At 70.5% G+C, this 16,389-nt stretch carries 14 protein-coding genes, 1 pseudogene and 1 riboswitch; of the genes and pseudogenes, 1 reads left to right on the top strand and 14 read right to left on the bottom strand.

What is annotated here, in order from left to right; all coding sequences use genetic code 11:
• Nucleotides 1-37: 37 nt before the first annotated feature.
• The 9 genes from ACFTZC_RS23015 to rpsB form a co-directional block, all read right to left on the bottom strand.
• Nucleotides 38-1,129 carry an ABC transporter ATP-binding protein gene (locus ACFTZC_RS23015; RefSeq protein WP_382892540.1) on the bottom strand — a complete coding sequence of 364 codons (1,092 nt, stop codon included), beginning with the start codon at nt 1,127-1,129 and terminating at the stop codon, nt 38-40.
• The gene (locus tag ACFTZC_RS23010) at nt 1,129-2,742 is read right to left on the bottom strand and encodes an ABC transporter permease (protein ID WP_382892674.1); all 1,614 of its coding nucleotides are present in this window, start codon (nt 2,740-2,742) and stop codon (nt 1,129-1,131) included. Before ACFTZC_RS23010 ends, ACFTZC_RS23015 begins: the two co-directional genes overlap by 1 nt.
• Before the next feature lie 170 nt (nt 2,743-2,912).
• Nucleotides 2,913-4,037: a thiamine ABC transporter substrate binding subunit gene (locus tag ACFTZC_RS23005; RefSeq protein ID WP_382892538.1), complete on the bottom strand. Its 1,125-nt coding sequence runs from the start codon at nt 4,035-4,037 to the stop codon at nt 2,913-2,915.
• Between the two features lie 90 nt (nt 4,038-4,127).
• A riboswitch (TPP riboswitch) is annotated at nt 4,128-4,253 on the bottom strand.
• A 39-nt stretch (nt 4,254-4,292) separates the two neighbouring features.
• Nucleotides 4,293-5,399, bottom strand: a complete 1,107-nt coding sequence (gene rlmN / locus ACFTZC_RS23000) for a 23S rRNA (adenine(2503)-C(2))-methyltransferase RlmN (RefSeq protein ID WP_365814126.1) — start codon at nt 5,397-5,399, stop codon at nt 4,293-4,295.
• Between the two features lie 215 nt (nt 5,400-5,614).
• Nucleotides 5,615-6,682, bottom strand: a complete 1,068-nt coding sequence (locus ACFTZC_RS22995; protein WP_382892536.1) for a phosphatidate cytidylyltransferase — start codon at nt 6,680-6,682, stop codon at nt 5,615-5,617.
• Nucleotides 6,682-7,239 (bottom strand): ribosome recycling factor, encoded by a 558-nt coding sequence (gene frr / locus ACFTZC_RS22990; RefSeq protein WP_351393766.1) that lies wholly within the window; start codon nt 7,237-7,239, stop codon nt 6,682-6,684. The genes ACFTZC_RS22995 and frr overlap by 1 nt, the downstream gene beginning before the upstream one ends.
• A gap of 129 nt (nt 7,240-7,368) precedes the next feature.
• Nucleotides 7,369-8,133 (bottom strand): UMP kinase, encoded by a 765-nt coding sequence (pyrH, locus tag ACFTZC_RS22985; protein ID WP_382892533.1) that lies wholly within the window; start codon nt 8,131-8,133, stop codon nt 7,369-7,371.
• 179 nt (nt 8,134-8,312) lie between these two features.
• Complete coding sequence (tsf, locus tag ACFTZC_RS22980) at nt 8,313-9,149, bottom strand: translation elongation factor Ts (protein WP_382892531.1); 837 nt, start codon at nt 9,147-9,149, stop codon at nt 8,313-8,315.
• A 93-nt stretch (nt 9,150-9,242) separates the two neighbouring features.
• Nucleotides 9,243-10,142: a 30S ribosomal protein S2 gene (gene rpsB / locus ACFTZC_RS22975; RefSeq protein ID WP_382892529.1), complete on the bottom strand. Its 900-nt coding sequence runs from the start codon at nt 10,140-10,142 to the stop codon at nt 9,243-9,245.
• Nucleotides 10,143-10,387: 245 nt separating this feature from the next.
• Between rpsB and ACFTZC_RS22970 the strand changes: the two are divergent.
• Nucleotides 10,388-10,990: pseudogene (locus tag ACFTZC_RS22970) on the top strand (peptidoglycan DD-metalloendopeptidase family protein); the annotation flags it as partial.
• Nucleotides 10,991-11,417: 427 nt separating this feature from the next.
• Here the strand turns inward: ACFTZC_RS22970 and ACFTZC_RS22965 are convergent.
• The 5 genes from ACFTZC_RS22965 to ACFTZC_RS22945 all read right to left on the bottom strand — a co-directional run bounded on the left by ACFTZC_RS22965 (nt 11,418) and on the right by ACFTZC_RS22945 (nt 16,302).
• A complete protein-coding gene (locus ACFTZC_RS22965) occupies nt 11,418-11,957 on the bottom strand; it encodes a TetR/AcrR family transcriptional regulator (protein WP_382892672.1) in 540 nt (179 codons plus the stop codon).
• A gap of 79 nt (nt 11,958-12,036) precedes the next feature.
• Nucleotides 12,037-12,873, bottom strand: a complete 837-nt coding sequence (gene whiG / locus ACFTZC_RS22960; protein ID WP_382892527.1) for an RNA polymerase sigma factor WhiG — start codon at nt 12,871-12,873, stop codon at nt 12,037-12,039.
• 254 nt (nt 12,874-13,127) lie between these two features.
• Complete coding sequence (gene dprA, locus ACFTZC_RS22955; RefSeq protein ID WP_382892525.1) at nt 13,128-14,303, bottom strand: DNA-processing protein DprA; 1,176 nt, start codon at nt 14,301-14,303, stop codon at nt 13,128-13,130.
• Nucleotides 14,300-15,925 carry a YifB family Mg chelatase-like AAA ATPase gene (locus tag ACFTZC_RS22950; RefSeq protein ID WP_382892523.1) on the bottom strand — a complete coding sequence of 542 codons (1,626 nt, stop codon included), beginning with the start codon at nt 15,923-15,925 and terminating at the stop codon, nt 14,300-14,302. The genes dprA and ACFTZC_RS22950 overlap by 4 nt, the downstream gene beginning before the upstream one ends.
• Nucleotides 15,925-16,302 carry a YraN family protein gene (locus tag ACFTZC_RS22945; protein ID WP_382892522.1) on the bottom strand — a complete coding sequence of 126 codons (378 nt, stop codon included), beginning with the start codon at nt 16,300-16,302 and terminating at the stop codon, nt 15,925-15,927. Before ACFTZC_RS22945 ends, ACFTZC_RS22950 begins: the two co-directional genes overlap by 1 nt.
• Between the last annotated feature and the right edge of the window lie 87 nt (nt 16,303-16,389).

Genomic DNA, 16,389 nt, shown 5'->3' with positions numbered 1-16,389 from the left:
TTCATGCCCCGCGCGCCCCGTAGGGGGCGCGCCTGCTCTACGCGTGGATCCCTGGCACGGAGCGCTCCTCCGGTACGGGGTGCTCCTCCCGCTCTTCCAGGACCACCACATCCTCGCGGATGAAGACGACCCCCACCGTGGCGCCCTCCGCGGGAGCGGCGTGCAGCCCGCACTCGGCCTCCAGGACGGATCCGTCCTCGCCCCGTTCGGGGCGCAGCAGCACGGCGACGCTGCTGCCCCGGAAGGTACGGGCCTCGACAGTGCAGCGCAGGCCCTGCGTCGCGTCGACCAGTCGTACCCCGGCCGGGCGCACCAGCAGCAGCCGTTCTCCCTGCGCGGATCCGTCCGGCACCGGGATCCTGCCCCACGCCGTGTCCGCGGCCCCGTCGCCCACGGTCGCGCTCACGATGTTGTCGAAGCCGAGGAACCGTGCCACGAACGCGGAGGCTGGCCGCTGCCAGACCTCCAGTGGTCTGCCGCTCTGCGCGATACGGCCGTCGCGCATCACCACGACGCGGTCGGCGAGCGCGAACGCCTCTCCCTGGTCATGAGTGACGGCGAGTACCGTCGTCCCCAGCCGTCCGAAGAGGCCGCGCAGTTCGACGACGAGACGCTCGCGCAGGCTCCGGTCCAACTGGCCGAGCGGCTCGTCCAGCATCAGCAGCCGCGGCCGCGGCGCGAGCGCCCGGGCCAGGGCGACCCGTTGCTGCTCGCCGCCCGAGAGTGCCGCGACGGCCCGCCGTCCGGCCCCTGGCAGGCCCACGAGTCCGAGCAGTTCCTCGACCCGCCGGGCCTGCTCGTCGCGTGACGCGCCGCGCATCCGCAGGCCGAAGGCGATGTTGCCCGCCACGTCGCGCTGCGGGAAGAGCTGGTGGTCCTGGAACATCAGGCCGACGCCACGCCGGTGCACCGGCACGCCGGTCTGGTCGGCACCGTCGAGGGACACTCGCCCCCCGTCCGGTGCCTGGAGACCGGCCACGACGCGCAGCAGGGTCGACTTGCCACTGCCGCTCGGCCCGAGAACGCAGACGATCTCGTGTTCGGCGATCTCCAGATCGACCGCGTCGAGCGCGGCGTGCGCCGCGGTGCCGAACCGTACCGTGACGTCCGACAGGGTCAGCAAGGACATCAGAACTCTCCCGCGCGGTCGGTACGGATACGTTCCAGCGCCAGCAGCGACACGGCGCACACCACCATCAGAACCGTGGACAGCGCCATCGCCTGCCCGTAGTTGAGCTCGCCGGGTCGGCCCAGCAGCCGTGCCACGGCCACCGGGAGCGTCGGCCGGTCGGGGCGCGCGATAAAGACCGTCGCGCCGAACTCACCGAGCGAGACGGCGAAGGCGAACCCTGCCGCCACGAGCGTGGCCCGCCGTACCAGCGGCAGATCGACCTCCCGCCAGGCCCGCAGCGGGGACGCTCCGAGGACGGCTGCCGCCTCGCGCAGCCGCCCGTCCACCGCACGGAGCACCGGCAGCATGGTCCGTACGACGAAGGGAACGCCCACCAGCGCCTGGGCGAGCGGCACCAGGATCCATGAGGCCCGCAGATCCAGCGGCGGCTTGTCGAGCGTGATCAGGAAGCCGAAGCCGACGGTCACGGCGGAGACGCCGAGCGGCAGCATCAGCAGCGCGTCGAAGCCCCGTACGAGGCGTCCGGCGCGGCGGGTCAGCGCGGCTGCGGCCAGGCCGCCGACCACCACCGCGATGGCCGTGGCGACCAGCGCGTACCGCAGCGAGTTCCAGATGGCCTCCAGCGGCGGCACGAGGAAGGTGCCGCCGCTCGCGTCCACCGAGGCGAGCGCCCGGTAGTAGGCGAAGCCGTAGCCGCCAGGGCCGTCGAGGGAGCGCTCTACGAGCACCGCCAGCGGCAGCAGGATCAGCAGTGCGACCGTCGCGAGTACGCCGCCCAGCAGCACCCACTGCCCGGCGCCGCGCGGTCGACGCGCGGTCTGCTCGGGGTCGACGAGCCTGAGGGCGGTCTCCCGCCTCCGTACGGTTCCGGCGTGAACGGCGAGGATCACGCCGACCGCCGCGAACTGCACCAGCGTCAGCACGGCGGCGGTGGGCAGATCGAGGAGTTGCGCGGTCTGCCGGTAGATCTCGACCTCAAGGGTGGCGAAGCCGGGGCCACCGAGAATCTGCACGACGCCAAAAGAGGTGAAGGTGAAGAGGAAGACCATCAGCGCGGCGGCCGCGACGGCCGGAGCGAGCGCGGGCAGCGTCACGCGCCACCACGCCGCGAGACGCCCGGCGCCCAGTACGCGCGCGGCCTCCTCCTGGCGCGGGTCGAGCTGCGACCACAGGCCGCCCACGGTGCGTACGACCACCGCGTAGTTGAAGAAGACATGAGCGAGCAGGATCGCCCAGACAGTGGTGTCGAGCCGTACGCCCCACAGTTCGTCGAGGAGTCCACCGCGTCCGAGCAGCGCCAGGAAGGCGGTGCCGACGACGACAGTGGGCAGCACGAACGGCACGGTGACCACGGCGCGCAGAAGCTGCTTGCCCGGGAAGGCGAAGCGCGCGAAGACATAGGCGCCCGGCAGGGCGATCAGCAGGGTGAGCACGGTGGAGGCGAGCGCCTGCCATGTGGTGAACCAGAGGACGCCGAGGATGTCGGGGCGGCTCAGTACGTCGCCGACGCGGCCGAACTGCCACGCACCGTCCGTCGTGAAGCCGCGCCCGACGATCGCGGCCACGGGGTAGGCGAAGAAGACGGCGAAGAAAGCGACGGGCCCGGCCATGAGAGCGAGGCGTACGGCGCCTCCGTGCCCGCGCCGCCGCGCCCGCCGCTCCCGGCACCGCGAAGAGGTCAACAGACCGCCCCGTACGTCGCCCTGTTCGCCGCCCCGTCGTCGCAGGACGCCCCGCCGGGTCCGGCCGTCCTCCACGGCCCAGCCCTCGTCCTCGGTGGTTACTTCACTACGAGTGCCGACCACGACTGGATCCACTGCTCACGGTTGGCGGCGATCCGGTCGGGCGCCACGGTCTCGGGCCGGTCGACCGTCGCGCCGAACTTCGTGAAGAGCTCGGGGAGAGCGACGCCCTTGGCCACCGGATTGACAAACATGTTCAGCGGCATGTCCGCCTGGAACTTCTCACTGATCAGGAAGTCCAGCAGCGCCTTGCCACCGGCCTCGTTCTTCGCGCCGTCGAGCAGCCCGGCGAACTCGGTCTGCCGGAAGCAGGTCCCGGTGGCGACCCCCGTAGGGGCCTGCTGGGGCTGCGGCTTCGCGTACAGCACCTCTACGGGCGGGCTGGAGGCGTACGAGACGACCAGCGGCCGGTCGCCCTTGGCCTTCTCGCCGCCCGCGGAGCCGGAGAAGCTCTCGTTGTACGCCTGCTCCCAGCCGTCGACGACCTGGACTCCGTTGGCCTTGAGCTTCTTCCAGTAGTCCTGCCAGCCCTCCTCCCCGTAGCGCGCGACGGTGCCCAGGAGGAAGCCGAGACCGGGCGAGGACGTCGCGGCGTTCTCGGTGACGAGGAGGTTCTTGTACTGGGGCTTGATCAGGTCGTCGAAGGACTGCGGCGGCGCGAGCTTCTTGTCCGCGAAGTACTTCTTGTCATAGTTGACGCAGATGTCGCCGGTGTCGACCGGTGTCACCCGGTGCTTCTCCTTGTCGAGCCGCGCGCTCGCGTCGACACGGTCCAGGCCCTTTGCCTCGTACGGAGTGAACAGGCCATTGTCGAGTGCGCGGGAGAGCAGGGTGTTGTCGACGCCGAAGAACACGTCGCCCTGGGGTGATCCCTTGGTGAGGATCTCCTTGTTGAGTGCTTCGCCGGCGTCACCGCTCTTCAGGACCTTGACGGTGTAGCCGGTCTCCTTGGTGAACTCTTTCAGCACCGCGGGGGAGGCGTTGAACGAGTCGTGACTGACAAGGGTGACGGTCTTGGACTTCGTACCGTCGCTCCCCCCGTCGCCGGACGACGCGGAGCCGTCGGAGCCGCCGCACGCGGCAAGGGTGGCGACGCCGATCGCCGCGGCGATCGCGGCGGACGCCGCGCTTCTGGCGCCGGTACGGATACGGATGGTACCCACTGGTTTTCCTCCTGGGATGTCCAGGAGAAGACGCGGCCCCACCCGGGGCGGGCCGCTGGCGCGGACCGGTCCCCGGGCAGGGCGCAACAGCTTGAGTGATGTCCGAACTTCCTACCCAGAATGACCTGGGCAAGGTTCAGAGGGTCTGCGGCCGCTGCCCGTTCTCACGGACATGTGCCGCACTCTCAGCGCTGTGGCGCTCCCCTGTCGGAAAATATGCAATGTGTTTCGGGCCAAGGTTACCCCCAGGCCGCACTAGCGCTCCGTGGCGGCCAACTGTCCGCACGCACCGTCGATCTCCTGGCCCCGTGTGTCGCGTACGGTCACCGGTACGCCGTGTGCCGCGATCGCCTCGACGAACTTCTTCTCGTCCTCCGGGCGCGACGCCGTCCACTTCGAGCCGGGAGTGGGGTTGAGCGGGATCAGGTTGACGTGCACCCTCTTGCCCTTGAGGAGCCTGCCGAGCCGGTCGCCCCGCCACGCCTGGTCGTTGATGTCGCGAATCAGGGCGTACTCGATGGAGATCCGGCGGCCGGACTTCTCCGCGTACTCCCACGCGGCGTCCAGCACCTCCCGCACCTTCCAGCGTGTGTTGACCGGCACCAGGGTGTCGCGCAGTTCGTCGTCGGGAGCGTGCAGGGAGACCGCGAGCCGGCACTTGAAGCCCTCGTCGGCGAAGCGCAGCATCGCGGGCACCAACCCGACCGTCGAGACGGTGATCCCTCGCTGCGAGATACCCAGACCGTCCGGCTCAGGATCGGTGAGTCGGCGGATCGCGCCGACGACGCGCTTGTAGTTGGCGAGCGGCTCGCCCATGCCCATGAAGACGATGTTGGAGAGTCTCGCAGGGCCGCCGGCGACCTCACCGTCGCGCAGGGCACGCATCCCGTCGACGATCTGGTGGACGATCTCCGCGGTGGACAGGTTCCGGTCCAGACCGGCCTGGCCGGTCGCGCAGAAGGGGCAGTTCATCCCGCAGCCTGCCTGCGACGAGATGCACATGGTGACCCGGTCGGGATAGCGCATCAGCACGGACTCGACGAGGGTGCCGTCGTGCAGCCGCCAGAGCGTCTTACGGGTCGTGTCGTCGTCGCACGAGATGTGCCGCACCACCGACATCAGGTCGGGCAGCAGTTCCGTCGCGAGTTTCTGCCGCGCGGCGGCCGGGATGTCGGTCCACTGCTCGGGGTCGTGCGCGTAGCGCGCGAAGTAGTGCTGCGACAGTTGCTTGGCGCGGAACGCCTTCTCTCCGATGGCGGCGACGGCCTCGCGGCGCTCGGCGGGGGTGAGGTCGGCGAGATGCCGCGGGGGCTTCTTGGCTCCGCGCGGCGCGACGAAAGTGAGTTCTCCGGGTGCAGGCATGGTCCGTCCAGTGTCGCAGACGGCGCCCCGTGGCCCGTTCCCCGTATGCGGTGACATGGGAAAGGGGGCCGCCGCCCCGTGGGCGACGTACCCCCTCCTCTGCTGCGCGCTCCACGACCGCCGGCGCCCCGTACTGGGCGCCCGGTGCCGTACCGGCCACAGCCGCCCGTGTGCCTTGACAGGAAGCCCCCTGTGCTCTGCCGGGGCCCTGCCCGTCAGGACCCCACGAAGAGCACCAGAAGCAGCCAGACCACCGGCGCCGTGGGCAGCAGCGAGTCCAGCCGGTCCATGATCCCGCCGTGCCCCGGCAGCAGCGTGCCCATGTCCTTGATCCCCAGGTCGCGCTTGATCATGGACTCGCCGAGGTCGCCGAGCGTGGCGCTGGCCGCGACGGCCAGACCGATCAGCAGCCCCTGCCACCAGGCACCGCCGTCGATCAGGAACTCCATCAGGAGCGCGCCGGCCACCATCGCGAAGGTGACGGCGCCGCCGAGCCCCTCCCAGGTCTTGCCGGGGCTGATGCGCGGCGCGAGCTTGTGCGTACCGAAGCGCCAGCCGACGGCGTACGCGCCGGTGTCGCTGACGACGGTCAGCACGAGGAACATCAGCACGCGCTGCGAGCCGTCTCCCGCCGTGAGCATCATCGCGACGAAGGTCGCCAGGAACGGTACGTAGAACGCGGCGAAGACCCCTGCGGTGACGTCCTTGAGGTAACCCTCGGGCGGCTCCGTCATCCGCCAGATCAGCACGGCGAGCGCGGTGAGGGCCATCGCGACCCAGGCGCCCTCCGCGCCGCGCGCGTATCCGGCGACGACCATCGCGGCGCCACCCACCGCCAGCGGCACGAGTGGTGCCTTGATGCCCTTCTTCTCGTCGAGCCGTGAGGTGAGCTCCCACAGCCCCACGACCACGGCGATCGCGATGACGCCGACGAACACGGCCTTGACGATGAAGAGCGACGCGGCGACCACCGCGCCGAGCCCGACACCGACCCCTATGGCCGCACGCAGATCACGACCGGCCCGCTTCTTCGGCGGGGACGGCGGGGGGACGGCCATGGGCTCCTGCGGAGTCTCGTCACGGAACAGGGGGCCGCCCGGCCGAGCAGCCCCCCGGTCGTCATTCTGGTCCCCGCCGTTCGCGGGTTCGTCGGGCACGATGGGCATGGGCCGAGTCTGCTGTGCGGGATGCTCATCGTATGCGGGACCCGCCGGGGCGGCCCCCTGGTCGGTCGGTCCCCAGTAACCGGCTGTCGGCGAGGCCCCCCGGGAAGAGTCGTTCATCAGACCTCGAGCAGCTCGGCTTCCTTGTGCTTGAGCAGCTCGTCCACCTGTGCGACGTACTTCGCGGTGGTGTCGTCGAGCTCCTTCTCGGCGCGGCGTCCCTCGTCCTCGCCGACCTCGCCGTCCTTGATCAGCTTGTCGATCGTCTCCTTGGCCTTGCGGCGTACGGCGCGGATCGAGATCCTCGAGTCCTCCGCCTTGGTCTTGGCGACCTTGATGAACTCCTTGCGGCGGTCCTGGGTCAGCTCGGGGAACACCACCCGGATGATGTTGCCGTCGTTGCTCGGGTTGACGCCGAGGTCGGAGTCCCGGATGGCCTGCTCGATGTTGCGCAGCGCGCTCTTGTCGAACGGGGTCACCACAGCCATCCGCGCCTCGGGTACGGCGAACGAGGCGAGCTGGTTGATCGGGGTGAGGGCACCGTAGTAGTCCGCCACGATCTTGTTGAACATCGCCGGATGCGCACGCCCGGTGCGGATCGCGGCGAAGTCGTCTTTGGCGACCAGGACGGCCTTCTCCATCTTCTCCTCGGCCTCGAGGAGGGTCTCTTCGATCACCACTTGCTCCTGCGTGTCTTGGTGGGCCCGGCATGCTTGCCGGCCGGCGGAACCTGCGTCGCGTCTTGTCCTGCACGGTGTCCGACCGGCAGGGCTTTGTCCATCCTCCCCGTGCGGGGCAGCCCGGGATCAGCTCCGGGTGCCCTGGTCGCTCACGAGTGTGCCGATCTTCTCACCCTTGACCGCGCGCGCGATATTGCCTTCCTTCAGCAATTCGAAGACAAGGATCGGCAACCGGTTGTCCTGGCACAGCGTGATCGCGGTCATGTCGGCGACACGCAGGTCCCCGGCGATGACCTCGCTGTATTCGAGCGCGTCGAACTTGACCGCGTCGGGGTTGGTCTTGGGGTCGGAGTCGTACACCCCGTCCACGCCGTTCTTGCCCATCAGCAGCGCCTGGGCGTCGATCTCCAGGGCGCGCTGGGCGGCTGTGGTGTCGGTGGAGAAGTACGGCATGCCCATACCCGCGCCGAAGATGACCACGCGGCCCTTCTCCAGGTGGCGTACGGCGCGCAGCGGGATGTACGGCTCCGCGACCTGGCCCATGGTGATGGCCGTCTGCACGCGGGAGTCGATGCCTTCCTTCTCCAGGAAGTCCTGGAGAGCCAGACAGTTCATGACCGTACCGAGCATGCCCATGTAGTCGGAGCGGGCCCGGTCCATGCCGCGCTGCTGGAGTTCGGCGCCGCGGAAGAAGTTTCCGCCGCCCAGGACGACCGCGATCTGGGCGCCGTCGCGGACGACGGCGGCGATCTCGCGGGCGATGGCGTGGACGACGTCGGGGTCGACTCCGAGCGCCCCTCCGCCGGCGAACGCCTCACCGGACAGCTTCAGCATGAAGCGTCGCTTCTTGCCGTCGTCGCTCTTCTCGACGCTCTTGTCGGCCTGTTCCATGGAGATCTCCTCGTGCACATACGAAGAAGGCCATTGCCGGGGTCCTTACGGTTCCCTGTGCGGCAATGGCCTCCTCGTCAGATCTGCGGTCGCCCGGCCGCCTGCGAAGTAATGCCGTCAGGCACACGCGAGCGACTGCCTCCGACCCTATCGGGGTCTTTGGTTGATCGCGTACGGACTCAGACGCCGACCTTGATGCGCGAGAAGCGCTTCAGGGTGACGCCGGCCTCGTCCAGAATCTTCTGGACGGACTTCTTGTTGTCCTTCGCGAAAGCCTGCTCCAGAACGACGTTCTCCTTGAAGAAGCCGTTGACGCGACCCTCGATGATCTTCGGAAGGGCGGCCTCGGGCTTGCCCTCCTCGCGCGAGGTGGCCTCGGCGACGCGGCGCTCCTTCTCGACCGTCTCGGCCGGGACCTCGTCGCGGTTGAGGTACTTCGGCGCGAAGGCCGCGATGTGCTGCGCGACGTCCTTGGCGACCTGGGCGTCTTCCTTGTCCAGCTCGACCAGAACGCCGACCTGCGGCGGGAGGTCGGGCATGGTGCGGTGCATGTACGCGGCCACGTAACCGCCGGTGAACTGCGCGAAGCGGTCCAGGACGATCTTCTCGCCCAGGTTCGCGTTCGCCTCGTCCACGTACGCCTGGACGGTCTTGCCGGCCTCGATCTCGGAGGCGAGCAGCGTGGCCAGGTCGGCCGGGGACGTCGCGGCGACGTGGGCGGCGAGCGTGTTGGCGACGGCCTGGAACTTGTCGCCCTTGGCGACGAAGTCCGTCTCGCACTTCAGCTCGAGAAGGACGCCGGAGGTCTTGTCGTCGGAGATGAGAGAGATGACGGCGCCGTTCTCGGCCGAACGGCCCTCGCGCTTGGCGACGCCCTTCTGACCCTTGACGCGGAGCGTCTCGACGGCCTTGTCGACACTGCCGTCGGCCTCTTCCAGGGCCTTCTTGCAGTCCATCATGCCGGCGCCGGTGAGCTCGCGGAGCTTCTTGACGTCAGCGGCGGTGAAGTTCGCCATGATCTGTAATTCTCTTTCGAAGGTCTGAAAGATCTACGGGTGAACGGCGGGGGCCGATGGGCCCCCGCCGTCAACTGCCGAACCTGGTGAGGGTCAGGCCTGCTCGGTGTCCGCGGCCGGGGTGTCGGCGGCGGGCGTCTCAGCCGGCTTCTCGGCCTCGGCCTCGGCGGCCGGAGCGGCAGCGGCCTCGGCCGGCTTCTCGGCGTCGTCCTTCTTCTCGCCCTCGAGCAGGTCGCGCTCCCACTCGGCGAGGGGCTCGCCGGCGGCCTTCTCGCCCGGCTTCGAGTCACCGGTGGCGACGCCCGAGCGGGCGATGAGGCCCTCGGCGACAGCGTCGGCGATCACGCGGGTGAGCAGGGTGACGGAGCGGATCGCGTCGTCGTTGCCCGGGATCTTGTAGTCGACCTCGTCGGGGTCGCAGTTGGTGTCGAGGATCGCGACGACCGGGATGTGGAGCTTGCGCGCCTCACCGACGGCGATGTGCTCCTTCTTGGTGTCGACGATCCAGACGGCGCTGGGCACCTTCTGCATCTCACGGATACCACCGAGGGTCTTCTCCAGCTTGGCCTTCTCGCGGGAGAGAACCAGCAGCTCCTTCTTGGTGAGGCCGGAGGCGGCCACGTCCTCGAAGTCGATCTGCTCAAGCTCCTTCAGACGCTGGAGGCGCTTGTAGACGGTGGAGAAGTTGGTCAGCATGCCGCCCAGCCAGCGCTGGTTGACGTAGGGCATGCCCACGCGCGTCGCCTGCTCGGCGATGGCTTCCTGCGCCTGCTTCTTCGTACCGACGAACATGATGGAACCGCCGTGGGCGACGGTCTCCTTGACGAACTCGTAGGCGCGGTCGATGTACGACAGCGACTGGAGCAGGTCGATGATGTAGATGCCGTTGCGCTCCGTGAAGATGAAACGCTTCATCTTCGGGTTCCAGCGACGGGTCTGGTGACCGAAGTGGACGCCGCTTTCCAGCAGCTCCCGCATCGTGACGACGGCCATGGCCGTACTCCTTGAGGTACTCGGTTGTCGCGTCCGCCGGACGGCAGTCGCGCCTGACGCCCCGATTGCGCTGTGCCACGGGACAGTCCGAGACCGAGAAGCGCTGGCACCGGCGCGAAGAGGCCGATGACGGGGCGTGCGAAGTCGACCCGGTGACCCGGATCGCCACATGAAGTGTACGGGACCTTCGCACCCTCGGGTGACGGCGTTATCCACAACCGGTCAGTTGTCCACAGATCTGGTTCATGATCAGCGCGGTCGGGCCGCTCGGGTCCACCGTGTATCGCATGATCACTCGTCGCGCCACACGCCGTCCGCTGTTCCCGCGCCTGCTCTCCCGCGCCGGCGCGCATGTCCTCAAGCCCTCCTTCGCCCCTGCCCTCACGCTGGCGCTCTCACTCGTCGTGGGGCTGGTCTGGGCCGCTCCCGCCTCACCCGCCTCGGCACCCGCTCCGGCCGGGACACCTTCCCCGACCGGGCCGCCCGTCGATGTGCCGCACGGTGTTCCGCCCGGCGTTTCCTCCGACGTTCCCGACGGCCGCCGGTCCTGGCCGGTGGGGACGCGCCCCACCGTGCTGCGCGGCTGGCAGCCTCCGGCCACGGGGTACGGGCCCGGTCACCGCGGCGTGGACCTCGCGGCGTCCGCGGGTGCCCCGGTTCGGGCGGCGGCGTCGGGGCAGGTCTCCTTCGCGGGCCCGGTGGCGGGGCGCGGGGTGGTCTCGATCACCCTGCCGGGCACGGGCGACCCAGCGCTGCGTACCACCTACGAACCGGTGGATCCGCTGGTCAAGAAGGGCGACCAGGTCGTGGCCGGCCAGGTGGTCGGAGTGCTGGCGGCCGGTCCTTCCCACTGCCCGACGACCTGCCTTCACTGGGGGCTGCTTCGGGGTGAGACCTATCTGGACCCGCTGTCGCTGCTGCCCCCGAGCCTGCTCCGCCGGGGCCCTGCTCGGCTGCTGCCGGTGCGGGGAGTGCCGGAACCGCCCGCGTCGACGGTCCGGACCGCGGCCGGAACACCGCGTCCGACGCGGCCCGCACGGTCGGCCGGGGAGTCGGTCCCGGTCGGTGCGTACGGCGCCTCCTACGGGCCGTACCCGATGTACGGGCTGTGCGCGCTGACCCTGCTGGCAGTGGCGGTGGCGGTCGGGGCACGTCGTCGGGGGCACCACCGTCCGCCCGGCGATGGAGGTGAGCCCGCGCCCCGCCATGTACGGCTCACGCATACGGCGGCGAGCATCCGCCGCGCCGTACGCCGGCACCGCGCGCTCGCCGGGTTCAGCCCCGTACGCCGCGCAGCGCCATGGAGACCGCGGCCTCGGCGATCTCCGGGGGCGCCTCGGCCGCGCCGAGTTCGATGCGGCGAACCGCCGCGTCCACCACGCCCTGGAGCAGCATCGCGGCCAGCCGTGGCTGCTCATGGCCCAGTTCGGCCAGGGCTTCGACGATCATGGCGACCAGGCCGCCGTGCGCGGCGCGGATCTTCTCCCGGGCTCCGGCGTCCAGTTCGCTCGCGGAGATGGCGACGACCGCGCGGTGGCGCCGGTCACCGACCAGGGCGAGTTGCTGCCGTACGTACGCCTCGATCTTGGCCTCGGGGGTGTCCGCGCCGGCCAGGGCCGCCTCGACCTCCGCCGCCCAGACCGGGAAGTCGACGGCACACAGTTCCTCGACGACGGCGGCGCGCGAGCGGAAGTACTCGTAGACCGAGGACCTGGCGAGGCCCGTGCGCTCGGCGAGGGCGGGGAAGGTCAGCGCTTCCGTACCGCCTTCGGACAGGAGGGAGCGCGCGGCGTCCAGCAGGGCGCCGCGTTGCATGGTCCGGTGCTCGGCCACGGAGGCCGCTCGAATCCTGGGCACGCCTCCACTTTACGGATGAGGCCGCGGCGGCACAGCCTCAGCGTCCGACGTCGGCCAGCTTGGCCCGCAGCTGGAGGACGGATTTTGTGTGGATCTGGCTGACCCTGCTCTCGGTCACGCCGAGCACATTGCCGATCTCGGCGAGGGTCAGGCCCTCGTAGTAGTAGAGCGTGACCACGGTTTTCTCCCGGTCGGGGAGGGTGTTGATCGCGCGCGCCAGCAACCGTCTCAGCTCACGGTCCTCGGCGACCTCCACCGGATTGTCGGCGGCGGTGTCCTCCAGGGTGTCCATGAGGCTGAGCCGCTCGCCGCCCTCACCGCCGACGTGGAGCAGTTCCTCCAATGCCACGACGTTCGCCAGGGACAACTGGCTGAAAACCGCGTGCAGTTCCTCCAGGGCGATCCCCATCTCGGCAGCCACCTCGCCCTCGGAGGGGGTGCGCCTGAGCTGGGCTTCCAGGGTGGCGTAGGCACGCTCAACAGCTCGCGCCTTCTGCCGCACGGACCGCGGGATCCAGTCCAGCGCCCGGAGTTCGTCGATCATGGCCCCGCGGATCCGGGTGATCGCGTAGGTCTCGAACTTGATCGACCGCTCGATGTCGAACTTCTCGATCGCGTCGATGAGCCCGAAGACCCCGGAGGAGACGAAGTCCGCCTGCTCGACGTTGGCGGGCAGCCCGACACTGACCCGGCCCGCGACATATTTCACCAGCGGCGAGTAGTGCAGGATGAGCTGCTCGCGCAGCCGGCCGTCGCCCGTGGTCTTGTACGACCGCCACAACTCGTCGAGAGACGAGGGTGCGGGGGAACGCACGGCGCTCCGGGCAGCCGGGGGCGCTGCCGCGCGGTCAGACCCGGAGGTGTGCTGGGGCATGCGTCGCCTTGAGCCGTTCTGCCGTGAAGTGCGGGGGGACATCTCGCTGGACCTGATTCCAGGCGAGCGTAGCGTGACTGAAGCGTCGCGCTGCGCGAGGAGCGGATGGCCGGGCCCGCGCCGGTGAATGCCGTCGGCCACACATTCGATCGGATGCCGACCCCGCCAGGATCTGTCCGGGCGCCGGCCTGACGGGGGTCACCGAGAGCGGTACGAGGATCATCCCTCTCACCTTTTCACCCGAATGCCCCCGGTCAAGCACCGCCTCGCCGCGCGGCGGTCTCCGGTGTGGACCGGGAGGCCAACTGCCACCGGTCGCCGTGCCGTTCGACGAACCCCAACGAGTGGAGTTCGTACAGCCTGCCGAGTGCCTCGTCCGTCGTCGTGCCCGCGTCCCGAGCGATCTCCCGCCCCTCGGCGGACCTCCGTCCCGGCAAGGCCTCCAGGACCCGCGCACTGACCGGATCGAGCAGATCCCTGGGGAGTACCGGGCCCCGGCGCGCCGGAGCCAGCTCCCCGATGTCCCCGACGAGTTCGGCCACTTCGGCAGCGTCCGTGACCAGCACGCCCTCACCGCGCAGCAGTTCGTGCACGCCCGCCGAGAGCCCGCTGGTGACGGGTCCCGGAACCCCCATCGTGAACCGCCCCAGCCGTTGGGCGCAGCGCGCCGTGACCAGCGAGCCGCTGCGGTACTCCGCCTCCACCACGACGGTGCCTCTGGTGAGCGCGGCGATGACGCGGTTGCGCAGCACGAATCTGCTGCGGGTCGGATGGTCGCCCGGTGGCAATTCGCCGATGACCAGGCCCTGTTCAGCGATCCGGCCGACGAGTTCGGCGTGGCCCGGCGGGTAGACCACGTCGACGCCGCAGGCGAGGACGGCCACGGTCGCCCCGTCGGCCGCCAGGGCGCCGCGGTGGGCCGCGCCGTCGACACCGAACGCGGCGCCCGAGGTCACCACCCAGCCGCGCTCGGCAAGACCGGAGCCGAGACTCGCCGCCATATGTGCCCCGTACGGAGTACATGCGCGGGCGCCGACGACGGCGACGGAGCGCAGGGACCAGATCCGCAGATCCGGTCGTCCGCGGATCCACAGGCCGATGGGCCGGGCCGCGCCGAGGTCGTCGAGCTGGCTGGGCCACTCCGCGTCACCGGGGCAGACGAACCGGCCGCCGGCCGCGGTGATCGCCGAGAGATCGCGCTCGGGGACGGCCCGCGCCGCCCTGGCGCGGTAGCCGTCGAGCCGGCGCTCGGTGGCTCCCGTGAGCTGCCGGCGCGCGGCGTCCCGGGCTCCGGCCGGTGACGAGAGCAGGTCGAGCAGCCCCACGGCGCCCCAGGTGCGCAGCCAGCGGCCGCCCTGTTCGTCTCCCGGTTCGAGGATCCGGGTGAGTGCGGCGCGCGCCAGCCGCTCCTGGGGGCTGACGGGCGTCATGAGGTGCCTCCCGTCACGGCGCCGGCGCCTCGGGCGATGCCGGTGCGCAGTTCCAGGGCGAGGTCCACGTGGTGGGCTTCCGGCCGGTCGCACCCGGCGAGGTCCGCGACCGTCCAGGCGACTCTCAGGATCCGGTCGATGCCGCGGGCAGTGAGCAGTCCGCGTTCCAGGTCCCGTTCCGCGGCGGCCAGCGCCCCGGGGGAGACCGGCCAGCGGGTTCTCAGCTCATGGCCCGGGACCTCACTGTTGACCGACCAGGGCGTCGTGTCCAGCCGCGCCGCCGACCGCGCTCTGGCCTCCTGCACCCGCGCCGCGACCGCGGCGGTCGACTCGCCCCGGCCGCCCTGCCCCAGCAGATCCGCCCGGGTGACCGGCTGAACGTTCACCCGCAGGTCGACCCGGTCGAGCAGTGGCCCGGAGAGGCGCGACTGATAGCGGCGGATCGCCGAGGGCGGACACTCGCATCCCGCGCCGTTCAAGGTGTGCCGGCCGCAAGGGCACGGGTTGGCCGCGAGCACCATCAGGAAGCGCGCCGGCAGCCGCACCACCCCCGCGCTGCGCGCCACAACCACATGGCCCGACTCCAGGGGCTGCCGCAGGGCGTCCAGCGCCCGCCCGGAGAATTCCGGCGCTTCGTCCAGAAAAAGCACCCCTCGGTGCGCCAGCGAGACCGCGCCGGGGCGTGGCAGTCCGTTCCCGCCGCCGACCAGTGACTGCATGGTCGCCGAGTGGTGCGGTGCGCAGTACGGGGGTGTGTGGACGAGCGGTTCGCCCGGCGGGAGGATGCCCGCGACCGAGTGGACCGCGGTGACCTCCAGGGATTCCTGTCTGGTCAGCGGCGGCAGAACGGCGGGCAGCCGTTCCGCGAGCATGGTCTTGCCCGCGCCCGGCGGCCCCTGGAGCAGCAGATGATGCCCGCCGGCCGCGGCCACCTCCAGCGCCGTGCGGGCCGCGGCCTGGCCCGCCACGTCCGCGAGGTCCGGCCGGTGCCCGCCACCCGGCCCGCTCGCGGCGAGACCGGTGCCCACTCCGGCTCCCGGCATCATGAGCCCGGCCAGCATGGGGTCAGGACGGTCCTGCCGGGGCTCCTGCGGCTCTTCCGGGACCGCCTCGCCGGTCAGTACGGCGATGAGCTGGCGCAGGCTCCGTACGCCGAGGACGGAGACTCCCGGCACCAGTGAGGCCTCTCCCGCGGTCTGCTCGGGGACGACGACCTGGTGGTACCCGGCCTCCGCCGCGGCGAGCACCGCGGGCAGGACTCCGCGCACGGGCCGGACCCGCCCGTCCAGGCCCAGCTCTCCGATGAGCACCAGGTCCGCGATGGCCTTGGGATCGATGCGCTCGGCCGCGCCGAGTACGGAGCAGGCCACGGCGAGGTCGAAGCCGCTGCCGCCCTTCGGTACCGAGGCGGGGCTGAGCCCGACCGTGAGCTTCTTCTGCGGCCACTCCGCGCCGGAATTGACGACGGCGGCCCTTACCCGGTCACGGCTCTCCACCAGGCTCTTGTCCGGGAGCCCGACCAGGGTGAAGGCGGCCACACCTGGCTCCAGATCGGCCTGGACCTCGACGACCACGCCCTCGACACCCACCAGCGCGACCGAACACGCGCGTGCGAACCCCATCAGGCCACCCCCCGCGCGTGCTCGACCTCGGGGGCGCCCCGCCGGGGCAGCACCACACCGATCAGGTCGATCCGTACGCCGCCGGGCGGTGGACCGCCGTGACGGTCCAGCCAGCAGGCGGCCAGCCGCCGCAGCCGGTCTGCCTTCTCCGGTGTGACCGCCGCCATCGGATGTTCGAACGAACCCGCCCTGCGTGTCTTCACCTCACAGACGACCAGCGTCTCCCGGCCCCGCGTGTCGCTGTCCCGGGCGACGATGTCGATCTCGCCCGTCCTGCCGCACCGCCAGTTGCGGGCCAGCACGATCATCCCCGCCGCGACCAGCCGCCGCGCCGCCAGATTCTCGCCGTACCTTCCGAGTGCCCCCGTCGCGTTCATCTCGGCACCACCTCCGGCACCGACTCTGACGCGATCTCCCGATATGAGTGGATCTTGGTGGAAAACCTATCGGATGTGGATAACTCG

The organism is Streptomyces sp. NPDC056987, from assembly GCF_042673865.1.
Classification (GTDB): domain Bacteria; phylum Actinomycetota; class Actinomycetes; order Streptomycetales; family Streptomycetaceae; genus Streptomyces.
The sequence above is the reverse complement of the archived record's forward strand: the minus strand, read 5'-3'. Positions and strand labels throughout refer to the sequence as shown.